12 protein-coding genes and 1 pseudogene are annotated in these 14166 nt (G+C 62.6%); 4 read left to right on the top strand and 9 right to left on the bottom strand.

What is annotated here, in order from left to right; genetic code table 11:
- Positions 1–262: 262 nt before the first annotated feature.
- Positions 263–1357 carry an S-methyl-5-thioribose-1-phosphate isomerase gene (gene mtnA, locus AC0L2K_RS06105; protein WP_473530863.1) on the bottom strand — a complete coding sequence of 365 codons (1095 nt, stop codon included), beginning with the start codon at positions 1355–1357 and terminating at the stop codon, positions 263–265.
- Entirely contained in the window at positions 1354–2625 is a 1272-nt protein-coding gene (mtnK, locus tag AC0L2K_RS06100) for an S-methyl-5-thioribose kinase (protein ID WP_473530862.1), read from the bottom strand. Before mtnK ends, mtnA begins: the two co-directional genes overlap by 4 nt.
- Before the next feature lie 135 nt (positions 2626–2760).
- Between mtnK and AC0L2K_RS06095 the strand changes: the two are divergent.
- From AC0L2K_RS06095 to AC0L2K_RS06085, 3 genes and pseudogenes are all read left to right on the top strand, one after another.
- Positions 2761–4273 (top strand): annotated as a pseudogene (locus AC0L2K_RS06095) (sugar ABC transporter ATP-binding protein).
- Positions 4274–4307: 34 nt separating this feature from the next.
- On the top strand, positions 4308–5327 hold the full coding sequence (locus tag AC0L2K_RS06090; protein ID WP_287171745.1) for an ABC transporter permease: 1020 nt from the start codon (positions 4308–4310) through the stop codon (positions 5325–5327).
- Positions 5328–5389: 62 nt separating this feature from the next.
- On the top strand, positions 5390–6445 hold the full coding sequence (locus AC0L2K_RS06085) for a substrate-binding domain-containing protein (protein ID WP_128171944.1): 1056 nt from the start codon (positions 5390–5392) through the stop codon (positions 6443–6445).
- 84 nt (positions 6446–6529) lie between these two features.
- Here the strand turns inward: AC0L2K_RS06085 and AC0L2K_RS06080 are convergent, their stop codons facing one another.
- The 5 genes from AC0L2K_RS06080 to AC0L2K_RS06060 form a co-directional block, all read right to left on the bottom strand.
- On the bottom strand, positions 6530–6790 hold the full coding sequence (locus AC0L2K_RS06080) for a type II toxin-antitoxin system ParD family antitoxin (protein ID WP_473524729.1): 261 nt from the start codon (positions 6788–6790) through the stop codon (positions 6530–6532).
- A 104-nt stretch (positions 6791–6894) separates the two neighbouring features.
- Positions 6895–7167: a type II toxin-antitoxin system RelE/ParE family toxin gene (locus AC0L2K_RS06075; RefSeq protein WP_023800221.1), complete on the bottom strand. Its 273-nt coding sequence runs from the start codon at positions 7165–7167 to the stop codon at positions 6895–6897.
- A 1-nt stretch (position 7168) separates the two neighbouring features.
- The gene (locus AC0L2K_RS06070) at positions 7169–7426 is read right to left on the bottom strand and encodes a type II toxin-antitoxin system RelB/DinJ family antitoxin (protein WP_473530861.1); all 258 of its coding nucleotides are present in this window, start codon (positions 7424–7426) and stop codon (positions 7169–7171) included.
- A 109-nt stretch (positions 7427–7535) separates the two neighbouring features.
- Entirely contained in the window at positions 7536–9590 is a 2055-nt protein-coding gene (locus tag AC0L2K_RS06065; protein WP_473530860.1) for a bifunctional aldolase/short-chain dehydrogenase, read from the bottom strand.
- Positions 9591–9670: 80 nt separating this feature from the next.
- Entirely contained in the window at positions 9671–10636 is a 966-nt protein-coding gene (locus AC0L2K_RS06060) for a sugar-binding transcriptional regulator (protein WP_128171948.1), read from the bottom strand.
- 181 nt (positions 10637–10817) lie between these two features.
- On the opposite strand from AC0L2K_RS06060, the gene AC0L2K_RS06055 reads away from it, so the two are divergent.
- Positions 10818–12455 carry an acyl-CoA synthetase gene (locus AC0L2K_RS06055; RefSeq protein ID WP_473530859.1) on the top strand — a complete coding sequence of 546 codons (1638 nt, stop codon included), beginning with the start codon at positions 10818–10820 and terminating at the stop codon, positions 12453–12455.
- Between the two features lie 242 nt (positions 12456–12697).
- Here AC0L2K_RS06055 and AC0L2K_RS06050 read toward each other — a convergent pair whose 3' ends face one another.
- Complete coding sequence (locus tag AC0L2K_RS06050; RefSeq protein ID WP_287226142.1) at positions 12698–13591, bottom strand: PhzF family phenazine biosynthesis protein; 894 nt, start codon at positions 13589–13591, stop codon at positions 12698–12700.
- 56 nt (positions 13592–13647) lie between these two features.
- On the bottom strand, positions 13648–14001 hold the full coding sequence (locus AC0L2K_RS06045; RefSeq protein ID WP_473530858.1) for a VOC family protein: 354 nt from the start codon (positions 13999–14001) through the stop codon (positions 13648–13650).
- Between the last annotated feature and the right edge of the window lie 165 nt (positions 14002–14166).

The following is a 14166-nucleotide window of genomic DNA, read 5'->3' as shown; positions in this document are numbered from 1 at the left end:
ATCACACTACCATGGATTGGCAATCCGGTTTGGGACGAACGCGTTCACACAGCCAATTCCGCAGTCCCGCCGTTGGCTGCGCCAGTTGGTGGCGGCCTTGTCGGATCATGCGGTGGATCGACATTGCAATGCCAGGAGTCATGCAGACGCAGATCTTTTGCATTGCCTGCGAGGCCGGGTCTTTCAGAGGCCGGCGAGCGGGCAGTCTTGATGTTTACGGGGTCCGCTGCCAACCGGTTCAGCAGTACCCGTGACAGCAGGATCATCCCCGTCCGGGAAACATCGCCTTCAAGCCGTCGCGCGAAGCCCTGGCGACGCCGCGTTCGGTGATCAATCCGGTGACCAGCCGCGCCGGCGTCACGTCGAAGGCCGGGTTCGCCGCGGGCGTCGTCTCCGGCGAGATGCGGACCTGCGCAATCTCGCCACTCGCGGTCTTGCCCCAGACCAGTGAGACCTCGTCGCTGGAACGCTGTTCGATCGGGATTTCGGCCAGCCCGTCACCCACCGTCCAGTCGATGGTTGGCGACGGCAGCGCGACATAGAACGGCACGTCGTTGTCGGCGGCGGCCAGCGCCTTCAGATAGGTGCCGATCTTGTTGCAGACATCGCCGTCGGCGGTGGTGCGGTCGGTGCCGACGATGACCATGTCGATCTGGCCGCGCTGCATCAGATGGCCGCCGGCATTGTCGACGATCAGCGTATGCGGCACGCCGTGGCCGGCCATCTCCCATGCGGTCAACTGGGCGCCCTGGTTGCGCGGGCGGGTTTCATCGACATAGACATGAACGGGAATGCCGGCTTCCGTTGCCAGATAGATCGGCGCCGTGGCGGTGCCGTAGTCGACGGTGGCCAGCCAGCCGGCATTGCAGTGGGTCAGGATGTTGACCGGCTCGCCCGGTTTTTTTCGCGCTGCGATTTCCCTGATGATTTCAAGCCCGTTAACGCCGATGGCGCGGTTGAGGCCGACATCCTCGTCGGCGATTTCGCCGGCGCGCCGGTAAGCCGCCTCGGCGCGCTGTCCAGATGGAAGCGGCCGCAAGAAATTGCGCATCTCATCGAGCGCCCAGCGCAGATTGATCGCGGTCGGGCGGGTTTCGTGCAAGACCTCCCAGACGCCGTCGAGTGCCGCATCGGATGGGTCGTCGGCCATCTGCATGGCGACGCCATAGGCCGCGGTGACGCCGATCAGCGGCGCGCCGCGCACCCACATGTCGCGGATCGCCGTGGCAATGCCGGCAACGGTGCCGACTTTTTCGACGCGGAAATCATGCGGCAGCCAGCGCTGGTCGATGATCTCCACCGAACGGCCGTCGCCGCTCAGCCAGATGGTGCGATAGTGGCGGTCGCCGACGTTCAAATCCTGTTCTCCCGTTCGATCAGTGCGGCCAATTTGTTGACCTCGTCGATGCTGTGGATCTGGCGCCGGTTGACGGCGATGTGACGGCCGAATTTCAGCGCCTTTGCCTCACATGTGGCGCGCAGATCGGCGTCGGCAATGGTCTCGAAATCGGCGTTGTGCGCGAGGCCCAGAATGCGCCTGTGCACCTCGACGCCGGCAAAGCCCAGCATGTCGGTCCACACCTGGTGCAGCATGTGGTCGAGCGCCTGTTCGGCGCCAAGCCTGTCGCCCTGATCCTCGAACAGGCTCTTCTGGTAGAGCATGCCGGTGCGCTCGGTTCGCCACAGATGCGAGAACTCGCTGCGGAACACCGACCATGTGTCGACCGTGACGTCGAGCAGATAGGCGCGCATGGTGTCGCGCTTCCCGTTCTGCTCGTGGCCACGCTGCGAGAAGAACGCCATCCAGAAATTGGCGAGCAGCATGCCGACGTCGAAGGCGATCGGGCCGTAGAAGGCGAATTCGGGATCGATCATCCGCGTTTCTGTCTCGGTGACCATGATCGAGCCGGAATGCAGGTCGCCGTGCAGCAGCGTCTCTGCATTTGCCGCAAAAATGTGCTTCAGCCGCTGCGCCTCGACCTTGAGGTCGCGGTCGGCGCGCAATTCTGCAACGATGCTGTCGAGCTGCGGGCTCGTATGCCGGTTCATCTTGGCATCGAAATACGGGTCCGAGAACACCAGGTTCTCGGTGATGTCGCAAAGCTCGACATTGTCGGCGAACAGCGCCAGATCGGCCTTGCGATCCCTGGTCGCCATATGCAGGTCGGAGCCGCGAAACAGGGTGCGGGCCATGAACAGGCCGATGTCCCTGGCGATGTTGGGCAGTTGCCGGCCCTCGATCAGCGCCCGCCGCAGGATGATGTGCGGCGACAGGTACTCCATGATGATCAGCGCCTGGCCTTCGTCGAAGTGATGGATCGCCGGCACCGAACCGGGCGCTCTCGCCTGCTGCCGGGTCAGCGCGTGATATTCAAAGAAGGAGCGTTTTAGCGGCAGCGGCCAGCTGTCGCCGACCAGGCGGACATAGGGCAGGGCCTGCTTGACGACGGCCGCACCCTGCGCACCCCTGACGATGAACACCAGGTTCAGATTGCCGTCGCCGACCTCGCGAACCTTCCAGCGGCTCGTGTCCTTGCCGATATGCGAGCACAGCGCCGCGTGGGCGCCGAGGCGTGCCGCCAGTGTTTCGACCGACAGTGCTTCGAACGGCAATTTCCCAGTCATCCTCACCTCCCGTTTACGTGCTCTCATCTTAGTGGAGCCATCACGGTTGGTCCAAGCTAGGAAGCCCTCTGGCAATTGTCAATCGTGTTGACAATTGCCGGAACAGCCCATAGCGTCGTCGCCAGGGAGGAACGAATGGGCAATGATGCCGTGTTCCGCGTCGACGGCCTGAGGAAATCCTTCGGCCCTATCGAGGTGCTTCGCGGCGTCTCGCTCGATTTGCATGCCGGTGAAGTGACCGTGCTGATGGGCGCCAACGGCGCCGGCAAATCCACCCTGGTCAAGATCATCAGCGGCGTTTATGAGCGCGGCAGCGGCACGATGAGCCTCGCCGACCAAAACTTCGCGCCGAAAACGCCGGCGGAGGCGATCCGCGCCGGCGTCGTCACCGTTCATCAGAACATCAATGACGGTGTTGTCGCCGACCTCGACGTCGCCACCAATTTGACGCTCGACAGGCTGAGCGGCAGCGGCGCGCCGACCCTGTTCAATCCGGGCCGGGTGCGCCGCGAGGCAAAGGCGGTTGCCGACCGCATGGGGCTGGCGATCGACCTGAAAGCCCGGATCAGCGATCTGTCGCTGGCCGATCGCCAGATGGTGGCGATTGCCCGCGCCATGGCGCATCAGCCGAAGGTGCTGATCCTCGACGAGCCGACCTCGTCCTTGTCCAGCGCCGAGGCAGATCGGCTTTTCGCGCTGCTCGACAGGCTGCGCGAGCACGGCGTCGCCATCCTCTACATCTCGCACCGCATGTCCGACATCAGGCGGCTTGCCGACCGGATCGTCTCGATGCGCGACGGCGTCGTCTCAGGCGTCTTCGACCGCAAGCCGCTCGATTATGAAGGCGCGGTCAACGCCATGCTCGGCCGCAAGATCCAGCTCGACCGGATCGTCGCCAGGAATTCGGCCAGGCCTGTCCTGACGATCGACGGGTTGCGGATTGCCGAAGGTTCCAGGCCGATCTCGCTGACGCTCGGCGACGGCGAGGTCGTTGCCATCACCGGCCTCGTCGGCGTCGGCAAGACAGCGCTCGCCGAGACGCTGTTTGGCGTCCGCAAGCCGCTGTCCGGCACCATGGTGCTGAACGGCAAAGCCTATGCACCGGGGTCGACAGGCGAGGCGATCGCCGCCGGCGTCTTTCTCGTCGCCAAGGACCGGAGCGAAAACGGGATCGTCGGCGACTTCAACATCCAGGAAAATATCAGCCTGCCGTTCCACAGGCGGATGTCGCGTTTGGGCGTCCTCAAGCGCCGCGTCGAGCGCGCCATCGCCCACCCGGCAAATCCAGGAATTGGGCATCGTCTGCCGCTCGGAGAAGGACGAAATGTCGGCGCTTTCGGGCGGCAACCAGCAGAAGGTGATGGTCGCCCGCTGGATGTCGCAGGCGGCAAGACTGTTCATCCTGGACGAGCCGTTTCAGGGCGTCGACATTTCAGCCAGGCGCGATATCGCGGCCAAGCTGCGGGCGAGCGCCAACGGCCGTGCGACGCTGCTGTTCGTCACCGAGCTCGATGAGGCGCTGGAGACCGCCGACCGCATCCTGGTGATGTCGGAGCAGACAATCGTCGGCGAACATCGCAATGCCGACATCGACCTCGAGCGGCTGCTGGCCGAAGTGGCGGGCGGGCCGCTGCACAGTGCAGCGTGAGGCGGGCAGTAATGGGACGTGGAATGGAGAGGGCATGAGTTCGGGTTGGGTAAGGATGGCAGCCGCGCGCGACCATGCCATCCGCTATGGCTTCATCGTTCTGCTGTTCGGGTTGATCGCCTATTTCGCCATCGCCGCCGATGGCTTCGTCTCGCCGCAGAGCGCCGTCTTCATCTTCCAGTCGGTCGCCATCACCGGCGTGCTGGCGCTCGGCGTCACCGCCACCCTGGTCGTCGGCGGCTTCGACCTGTCGATCGGCTCGGTCGCTACCAGCGCCATGATGGCAGCCGCCTATGTCATGGTGGTGCTGGAGCAGAACGCCATCGTTGCGGTCGTCGCCTGTCTCCTGATCGGCGTCGTCGTCGGCCTCATCAATGGCTGGCTGATCGTCTATATGCGCGTGCCGGATCTGCTGGCGACGCTCGGCATGATGTTCCTGCTCGTCGGCTTGCAGCGCATCCCGACCGAGGGCCGCTCGATCGCCACCGGCATGACGATGCCCGACGGCTCGGTCGCCAACGGCACGTTCGGCCGCGCCTTCCTGGCGCTCGGCCGCCACCGCTTCGATTTCTTCATCCCCAACCTCATCCCGGTTTCGGTCGTCGTCCTGCTCGTGCTTGCGGTGCTGATCTGGTTCTTTCTCGAATACACCCGTTTCGGCCGCATGATGTATGCGGTCGGCAGCAACCAACGGGCTGCCGAGCTCGCCGGCGCGCCTGTCAAGGCATACAAGATCTGGGCCTACGTTATTTCGGGGGTTTTTGCCTCGATCGGCGGCATTTTGCTCGCTGCCCGGCTTGGACGTGGCGATATCGCCTCGGGTAATAATCTCCTGCTCGACGCAGTGGCTGCGGCGCTCATCGGCTACGCGGTTCTTGGCGCCGCCAAGCCGAACGCCTTCGGCACGGCTGTCGGCGCGGTGTTTGTCGGCGTGCTGCTGCAGGGCCTGACGATGATGAACGCGCCCTATTACACGCAGGATTTCATCAAGGGCGTGGTTCTCGTGGTTGCCCTGGTCTTCACCTTCGCCCTTTCCGGCAGGGGCAACAGGTAGGATTTCGACGGATAGGATTTTCGACCGGCTGAAATTTGAATTCAACAAGAGGAGGAGACACCATGAAGATCACAAGAAGACTTTTGGCGAAAGCAGCACTCGGGCTTGCCGGTGCTGCGCTGCTGATGCAGGTCCCGGCAATGGCGCAGGACAGGCCGGCGCCGTTCGACAAGCCCGGCGCGGTCAAGATCGCGCTGGTCCGCTATCTCTCGACCGGCGACTTCTTCCAGGCCTATCTGTCCGGCGTCGAAGCGCAGGCCAAGGCGCTTGGCGTTGATCTGCGCGTCCTCGACAGCCGCCAGGACGCCGCCCTTCAGGCGGACATGGTCGACCAGGCCATCGCGCTTGGCGTCCAGGGCATCATCATCCAGCATGGCTTGACGGAATCGATGAAGGACGCCGCCCAGCGCGCGGTCGACGCCGGCATCAAGGTCGTCGCCTTCGACGTCAATGTCGGAAACCCCAAGATACCGCAGATCGAGCAGTCCGACCGCGACCTTGCACGCCTCGCGCTCGAGCAGGCAATCAAGGACAATGGCGAGAGCTGGAAGGCCGGCTACGTCTATGTCGCCGGCATTGCGCCGCTCGACCGCCGCAACGAGACCTGGGTCGAGTTCAAGAAGAAATATCCGGGCATCAACGAGGCGGCGATGTTCGGCACGCTCGACAATCCGATCGCCAATTCCGTCGCCAACCAGGCCCGTTCGGTGCTGTCGGCCAATCCCGACATCAAGGTGATGTTCGCGCCCTATGACGAATTCGCCAAGGGCGTGAAGATCGCCGTCGACGAGGCCGGCCTGTCGCAGGACATCAAGATCTATTCGGCCGACATCTCGACCTCCGACATCGCCGCGATGCGCGAGCCCGACAGCGCCTGGGCGGCAACCGCTGCCACCAACCCGGCCGTCGTCGGCCAGGTTTCGGTGCGCGCGCTGGCTCAGCTTTTGGCCGGCGAAGACCCCGGCCAAAACGTCATCGTGCCGCCGACGCTGATCACCCAGAAGGACCTGATCGACAAGGACATCAAGAACATGGAAGACCTCTCGGCCAAGCTGCCGCAGTTCGCCCATGCCGATGTCGCGATGCCGGCCTGGATGCCGAACCCCAACGCGAAATAGCGTTCCGCAGGCGTAAGGGACGAGCGGCTTTCGGGCCGCTCTTTTCCAGGTCTGAATGCCTGCTTCGTCGGCGTGAGCCGATATCTAGCCACGGGCGCGGCATTCTGCCTTCAAACCGCGTATGAACTCGGCGGGTTCGACGTTCACCGGCTTGCCGCTGGTCATGCCGTCGGCATAGGCTCGTTTCAAATGTTCCAACTCCAATGCGCGCAATTCCTCGCGCTGTTCCCACAGGCGCAGGGCGTCGCGGACAATCTCGCTGTTAGAGGCATATCCCCCGCCTTCGACAGCGCTTTGCAGGCGGGCAGCCTGCTGCGGGGTGAGGGATATGGTAAGGGTGCGCATGGGTTGGGTTTTCATGCTTAGCCTGCAGTCCAATAGTCCCGCGGTGAGGATGGCAAGTTTCCAGCCCGCAGCGCAAAAAATCCTAAGTTGCGTGCCCGCCTCGGCTACTCATTGAACAGATCGGAATGGGACCCGGTGCGAGCAAGCTGTAGCTCATCGCCGGCGACACGATAGATCAAGAGCCAGTCCGGTTCGATGTGAGCGTCACGATAGCCTTTCCAGTCGCCCTTCAGTGGATGATCCTTATAACTCGCTGGGAGTTCATCGCCGGCGAGCAGGAGGCCCAACAGCTCGCGCAGCTTGCCAAGATCTTTGCCACGCTTCTCGGCACGTTTCACATCACGGCGGAATTGTCCGGATCGAACAGGCGCCAGCACATCAGATTTCCAAGTCCTTGAACAACTCGTCGGCCGAGGCGAAACGCTTGCCCTTGCCCTGCTCCAATTCGGACATGGCCTTTCGAGTGGTTGCGTTCGGCACCTTCACCGGAAAGGGGAACTCCTTGTCGGCGGCGACGCGGACCAGCAGCAGGCGAATGGCGTCGGAAACGGACAATCCCATTGCCGCCAAGGCTTCCGTCGCCTGTGCCTTTGTCGCCGCATCGATCCGAGCGCGGACCACAATTTCCGTTGCCATATTACTGCTCCTTGAAGAGAGCTACAATGTAGCTACGAAAGGCCGAATTCGCAAGCCGTCCGGTCCAGTTCGTACCGTTCGAAAATGTGCGGCGTTTGAGCGACATGCATTACCGCAGCGCCGCCGCGATGTTGCCGCCGTCCACCGTCGTCACATTGGCGGTGGTGCGCTCTGCCAGCGCCTGATGCAGGAAGGCCTGGGCGACGTCTTCGGCCGTCACTTCCTGCCCGAGCAGATTGCCCGCCATATATTCCTTTTCCGAGACCCCGCGGGCGCCCGAACGGCTGGCGATCATCGCGTCGGTCAACAGCCCGGAACGGATGCGGTCGGCGTTGACGGCATTGGAGCGGATGCCGTGGGCGCCGTAGTCGACAGCATATTGCCTGGACAGGAAAAGCGTCGCCGCCTTTGGCATGCCATAGGCGCCGAACTTCGGACCCGGATTGATCGCCTGCTTGGAGGTGTTGAACAAAAGCACGCCGCCGGTGCCCTGCTCGAGCATGATGCGCACTGCGTTCTGCGCCGCCGACTGGTGGGCGAAGAAATTGAGTTCGAAGCTCTTGCGCAAAGTGGCGTCGTCGAGTTCGCCGATCCTGCCTTCCCAAGCCGCACCGGCATTCGAGACGAGGATGTCGAGGCCACCGTAGACGGCAATGGCCTTGTCGAAGGCAGCGCGCATCTGCGCCGGGTCGGTGATGTCGGCGCCGACGCCGATCGAACCGTTGCCAGCTTTTTTTGCCGCCTCCGTCGCCCTCGCCGCGTCGAGATCGACGACGACCGCATGAGCGCCATTGTCGGCGAACAGCTTTGCCGTGGCGGCACCGATCGCGCCGGCACCGCCGGTGACCAGCACAATTTGGCCGGTCAGCGGCTTCGGCTTGTTGGCGGCGAGCTTGGCCTGTTCCAGCGACCAGTATTCGAGCGGAAAAAGGTCGGCCTTGGACAGTGGATGGAAATCGCCGATTGCTTCGGCGCCGCGCACCGCCTCGATCCACATTTCACCGACGTCGGATGCAATCTTCGCATCCTTCAGCGTGCGGCCATGGCCGAACATGCCGAGCCCCGGCACCAGCGTCAGGCGCGGCATCTGGTCGAGCATAGTGCGCTTCACATCGTCGAGCGCGTCGTTGGTCTCGAAGTAGGCGCGATAGTCCCTGGCGAATTTTTCGACATGCTGGCGAATGACGGATTTGTAGTCGCCGATCTTGTCCGCGTCGGGCGCCGGCAACGCCATCGGTCCGGTCTTGATGCGAATCGACAGGTCGGGCGTCGACACACCGCGCCCGGCATAGTCGGCAATGTCAGCCGAATTGATGAAATCGACGATCGCGTCCGAGGTGCGGAAATCGCTGATCATACGGTCGAAGCGGCCTTCGCCGCGCGCCACCGCCACCGCGCCGCGCAGCATCGGCGCAATCTCCGCAGGCTTCGCCAGCCTGGCCGGCAAGGCGGTTTTTTCGCTGCGCGGCTTGCCGTGACTGGCGATGAAATCCTCGGCGAGGTTCACATAATGGATCATCCGGTCGTAAGCCTGCTTGGCATCGTCGCCGAAGGTGAAAATGCCATGCTTGTCGAGGATCAGGCCTTCGACCGTCGGGTCGGCGTCAAAGACATCGGCAGCCGCCTTCGCCAGGTCGAAGCCCGGCATGATGTAGGGCACGAACCCCATCTTGTTGCCGAAGACCTTCTTGCTCAGCGCCTCGCTATCGTCCTGGTCGACAATGGCGAGGATGGCGGTCGAGTGCGTATGGTCGACGAATTTATGCGGCAGGAAGGCGTGCAGCAGTGTCTCGACTGAAGGGTTGGGCGAAGACGGATCGATCAGGTTCACCCGCTGCAGCGCCACCATGTCTTCGTCGGAGAGTTTTTTGAGCGACCGCGCCTTGAGCAGCGCGCCGAGCTTGACCGCCGGCAGGCCCTGCGGCTCGATGATGCCCATGTCCCAGCCGCTGCCCTTGACGCAGAGCACGTCCCATTCGTCGCCGACGAGATCGATGGCCTTTGTTTTGCACGATGTGTTGCCGCCGCCATGCAGGACAAGCCGCGGTTCGCCGCCCAGAAGCCTGGTCGTGTAGACGCGCAGCGCCAGGTCGCGGGCCACACCCTTTGTTGCATAGTCGGCAACCAGCTTCTCCGCGTCGCCGTCATTCCACAGGTTCTTCATGTTCGCTTCGTCCGGTTGTTTTGTTGTGAAACAGGAATGCCGCGACGCCTTGATGACAATGCGTCCGCGGCTTGTGTTCTCTAGGCGACCTTTTCTACTGCCGGTCCGGCATGGTCGAGCAGCCGTCGCGCCATCCGGGCGCCGACCACCAGATGCGTGCATAGCCCACCCGCGATCGCCGCCACCAGCGGTCCGAACTTGCTGTCCTCCTGCACCACCACGAGGCGCTTTTCAATCTTGCGCAGCGATGACAGCTCCGCCGAAATGATCCGCCTGTTGTAGCTGCAGTCGAGCGCCTTGCCTTGCGCATCGATGATCTGACCGGCGATGACGCCGGCAGCCCCGGCACGACGCAGCACCTCCATTTCGCTGGCAGTCAGCGCGCCGCATTTGACGACATGGCTGTCGGCGTCGACGGTGCCGACTGAGTAAAGCGCCAGATTGCACGCACTGATGCCCGACAACTGCTCGCGGATCACCGGCTCGTCGCGCAGGCCGCGCGCCAGTTCCTCTGTCGTCAGCACCAGCGGCGCATAGAAATTGAGTCCCTTGGCATTGAGCCGGCGGGCGATTTCCATGGTGCATTGGTCGGGGCGGTAGGAATAGGGGGCTCCCAGATTGCCGCAGAGCTGCACCACCGTGACATCCTGCAGATCGGCATAGGACATGATGTCGGCGATCGTATAGATGGTCCTTCCCCAGGCGACGCCGATGCGATCGCCCTTCTTGATCAGCTCGAGAAAGACGCTGGCCGCCAGCACCGCGATGTCGGTCGACGGATCGGCGACATGGCCGTTTTCCGGCGCTATCCAGACGGCATCGAGCTTCAATGCGTCTTCGAGTTTGCGCGCCATGACGTCGTCGGTGAAAAGCTGGGTCGAGGTCGAGATGTTGACGATGCCGGTCTCGCGCGCTTTGCGCAGATACATGGCGACCGAGGCTCGGGAAATCTTGAGCTGGCTGGCGACCTGGTCCTGGCGCAAGCCGTGGGCATAGTAGAGCCAGGCGGCCTTATGGATAAGCTGTTCTGCCGGTCGGATCGCCATGCCATCTCCTTGCTGACATTATTCACGGCTGTCGACAAAAGTCAAACTGGGCAAAGGCAAGGATGCCTTTCGCCCGCTGAATCTACATCATATCTTGTGCCAAATGCGCTCTATCGTGGCATGGTGACGGGCCGGAAGCCTGTGGGTAGAAGGTTTCGATCAGACATTAGCGGAGGACGGGATGGGCAATCCCTACGAACAGGATCTCGGCAGGAATCCAGCCAACCACCAGCCGATGACGCCGCTCAGCTATCTGGAGCGGGCGGCAAGGACCTTTCCCGACCATGTCGCCATCATCCATGGTCGCCAGCGCACGACCTATCGCGATTTCTGGCGGCGGTCGCTGAAACTTGCCTCGGCGCTGCAGAGGCGCGGCATCGGCAAGGGCGACACCGTCACCGTCATGTTGTCCAACACGCCGCCGATGCTGGAAGCGCATTTCGGCGTGCCGATGACCAAGGCGGTGCTGCATTCGCTCAACACCCGCCTCGATGCCGCCGTCATCGCTTTCCAACTCGACCATGCCGAAACCAAGGTGCTGGTCGTCGATCGCGAATTTGCAAATGTCGTCAGCGAGGCGCTGGCGCTGGCCAGGGTAAAACCGCTGGTCATCGACTATGACGATCCCGAATACGCCACTGACGCCCCCTATCCCAAGGGCGAGCGGATCGGCTCGCTCGATTACGAGACCTTCGTCGCGGGCGGCGACGAGGATTTCGCCTGGTCGATGCCGGACGACGAATGGGACGCGATCTCGCTCAACTACACCTCCGGCACGACAGGCAATCCCAAGGGCGTCGTCTATCACCATCGCGGTGCAGCGCTGATGGCCTATGCCAACACCATCCATGCCGGCATGGGCAAGCATGCTGTCTATCTGTGGACGCTGCCGATGTTCCACTGCAACGGCTGGTGCTTTCCGTGGACGCTGGCCGTGCAGGCCGGCACCCATGTCTGCCTGCGCTGGGTGCGGCCGAAGCCGATCTACGACGCCATCGCCGACCACGGCGTCACCCATCTGTGCGGTGCGCCGGTGGTGATGTCGGTGCTGATCAACGCCAGCGACGAGGACAAGCGGCAATTTCCGCAGACGGTCACCTTCAACACCGCCGCGGCACCGCCGCCGGAAGCGGTGCTGTCGGGCATGGCCGATGCGGGTTTTGCCGTCACCCACCTCTATGGCCTGACCGAGACCTATGGCCCGGCGGTCGTCAACGAATGGCATGGCGAGTGGGATGGGCTGGAGAAGGGACAGAAGGCGGCGAGGAAGGCCAGGCAAGGTGTGCGCTATGCCGCGCTCGAGGATCTGACGGTGATGGACCCCGAGACGATGGAGGAGACGCCGGCCGACGGCGAGACGATCGGCGAGGTCATGTTCCGCGGCAACATCGTCATGAAGGGCTATCTGAAGAACCGCAAGGCCAGCGACGAGGCCTTCGCCGGCGGCTGGTTCCACTCGGGCGACCTCGGCGTCATGCATCCCGACGGCTACATCCAGCTCAAGGACCGCTCCAAGGACATCATCATTTCCGGCGGCGAGAACATCTCCTCGATCGAAGTCGAGGAGGCGCTCTACAAGCACGGCGCCGTCGCCTCCTGCGGCGTCGTCGCCAGGCCCGACGACAAATGGGGCGAGGTGCCGGTCGCCTATGTCGAGCTGAAGCCGGGCAGGACGGCGACCGAGGCCGAGATCATCGATCACTGCCGCGCGCTGCTCGCCCGCTTCAAGCTGCCGAAAGCGGTGATCTTCGCCGAAATCCCGAAGACCTCAACCGGCAAGATCCAGAAGTTCAGGCTGAGGAAGATGGCCAAGGGATAGGTGGATCAGGACCCCCCTTCAGCGGCAAATCTCAGTGGCAAATCGCAAACCGTGGGGATTAGCTGAGACACCCCTTCACTTCGTCATCCTAGAGTCTGCGCCGCGTCGCTCTGCTCCTTGCTTGCCCTAGGATGACGAAGGTGTAGTAGCCTATGCCAATCGCCAGCGTTGGAGATTGTTGGTTACAGCCGGCCGGCAGCGACCGTCCACAGGTTCAGAACCAAATTCTCTGGGCAGGGAAACTAGATCGAAAACGCCCCGCTCGCCACCACGATGCCGCGTCCAGACACGCTCACCGAGCCGGCGTCGACATCCACCTCGATGATGCTGGTACGTCCGAGCGCCGTGCCTTGCTCGACCTTGACTACGCCGGGCTGCGCAACACCGTGTGCAACCAGATGTGCGGCGAGCGGACCAGCCGCCGTACCGGTTGCCGGATCCTCGGCAATGCCGACAGTCGGGTTGAAAAACCGTGCATACGCTGTGCTTCCCCGCAGTGGCGGATCAAGTGAGAAGACGTAGCAGCCTTCCCCGCCGACCTCGTTGAGCAGGTCGAAAAGCTGTTTGGCGTCAGGCGAAATCCGGTCGACGGCTTGGCGATCGCGGATTGGCACCAGGAGATGGGCAGCACCGGTCGAGACCACCTGGCAAGGCACGACGTCCGTTATTTCTTCAGTATTTAGGCCAAGTGCCGCGGCAAGGGCGCCAGGATTTGAGATCTGCCGGCCGGCCACTGGGGCTTCTTGCCGCATAATGATCTTTTCGAGTTTTCCTTGGCTTTGCCAGATGGCCAATGGATATACCAAGTCGCCGATCTGTTGGTGAAACCATGTCGGGCCATCGCCCAACTCGAGCCGCCCCGCCGCAGCGAGCCACCACCAGGCCCCTAGCGTGTTGTGGCCGCCTGCGCCGAAAACCTCCACGCCTTTCGGCGTGAAAGAGCGCAATTTCCAATCGGCGTCCGCCCGGGTCGCCGGTAGGACAAAAGTGGTCTCGGACTGGTTGAACTCACGGGCAATGTTCTGCATCAGCTCGAGCGCCAACTCGTCACCGCCATCGACCACCGCGAGGGAATTGCCAGTCAGCGGCTCTACCGCGAAGACATCGACGAAATGAAATGGAATTGTTCTGTTCATGGTTTTCCTCCGAGAACCGCAATTGGGCCCGTTTCGGTATTGCAGACAATTTCTAACTAGGGGAGGTGGGAGAGCACGTTGAGCAGCTTGCCGGTCGGGTCGGCAATGAAGAAGCGTCTTACCCCCCACGGTTCGTCGGTCAAATCATAGACCACTCTGCAACCGATCTCGTTTGCGCGAAGATAAACCGCGTCGACATTGTCGACCTCGATCGACAGATCTGGCACCGGTGTGCCTGAGCCGCCCTCGCTGGCGATGCTGATCTGGGGGACGGTGGTTTCGCTGGACGCCAGCGTGACGAGCCAGCCGTGATCCATGACGGCATCGAGCCCGAACAAATCGGTATAGAACTTCCGAACATCCGGAATGCTGTCAGTTGCGATATTCGAGACAATGCGCAGCACGGTCATTCCATGTCTCCTTCACAGCTTGGCGTATCTCCACAGCTTCGATGATAATGCATTGCTGCGCTGCGCGGACCCGCAGTAGGCTTCGTTAACGCTGTTCACGCCTAGGTTGTATCAAAGGATGTCACCGGTCGTCCAGAAAGGTAACATCACCTGTTGACAGGCGGG

The organism is Mesorhizobium sp. WSM4817 (assembly GCF_055811135.1).
Note: the sequence above shows the minus strand (reverse complement) of the source record. Positions and strands in the feature narration are given on the sequence as shown.

Bases quoted from the DNA above. Each gene is read 5' to 3' on its own strand.
- AC0L2K_RS06055 (WP_473530859.1), top strand. From the start codon at position 10,818: ATGGGCAATCCCTACGAACAGGATCTCGGCAGGAATCCAGCCAACCAC.
- AC0L2K_RS06090 (WP_287171745.1), top strand. From the start codon at position 4,308: ATGAGTTCGGGTTGGGTAAGGATGGCAGCCGCGCGCGACCATGCCATC.
- AC0L2K_RS06080 (WP_473524729.1), bottom strand. From the start codon at position 6,790: ATGCGCACCCTTACCATATCCCTCACCCCGCAGCAGGCTGCCCGCCTG.
- AC0L2K_RS06060 (WP_128171948.1), bottom strand. From the start codon at position 10,636: ATGGCGATCCGACCGGCAGAACAGCTTATCCATAAGGCCGCCTGGCTC.
- AC0L2K_RS06065 (WP_473530860.1), bottom strand. From the start codon at position 9,590: ATGAAGAACCTGTGGAATGACGGCGACGCGGAGAAGCTGGTTGCCGAC.
- AC0L2K_RS06085 (WP_128171944.1), top strand. From the start codon at position 5,390: ATGAAGATCACAAGAAGACTTTTGGCGAAAGCAGCACTCGGGCTTGCC.
- AC0L2K_RS06050 (WP_287226142.1), bottom strand. From the start codon at position 13,591: ATGAACAGAACAATTCCATTTCATTTCGTCGATGTCTTCGCGGTAGAG.
- AC0L2K_RS06070 (WP_473530861.1), bottom strand. From the start codon at position 7,426: ATGGCAACGGAAATTGTGGTCCGCGCTCGGATCGATGCGGCGACAAAG.
- AC0L2K_RS06045 (WP_473530858.1), bottom strand. From the start codon at position 14,001: ATGACCGTGCTGCGCATTGTCTCGAATATCGCAACTGACAGCATTCCG.
- mtnK (WP_473530862.1), bottom strand. From the start codon at position 2,625: ATGACTGGGAAATTGCCGTTCGAAGCACTGTCGGTCGAAACACTGGCG.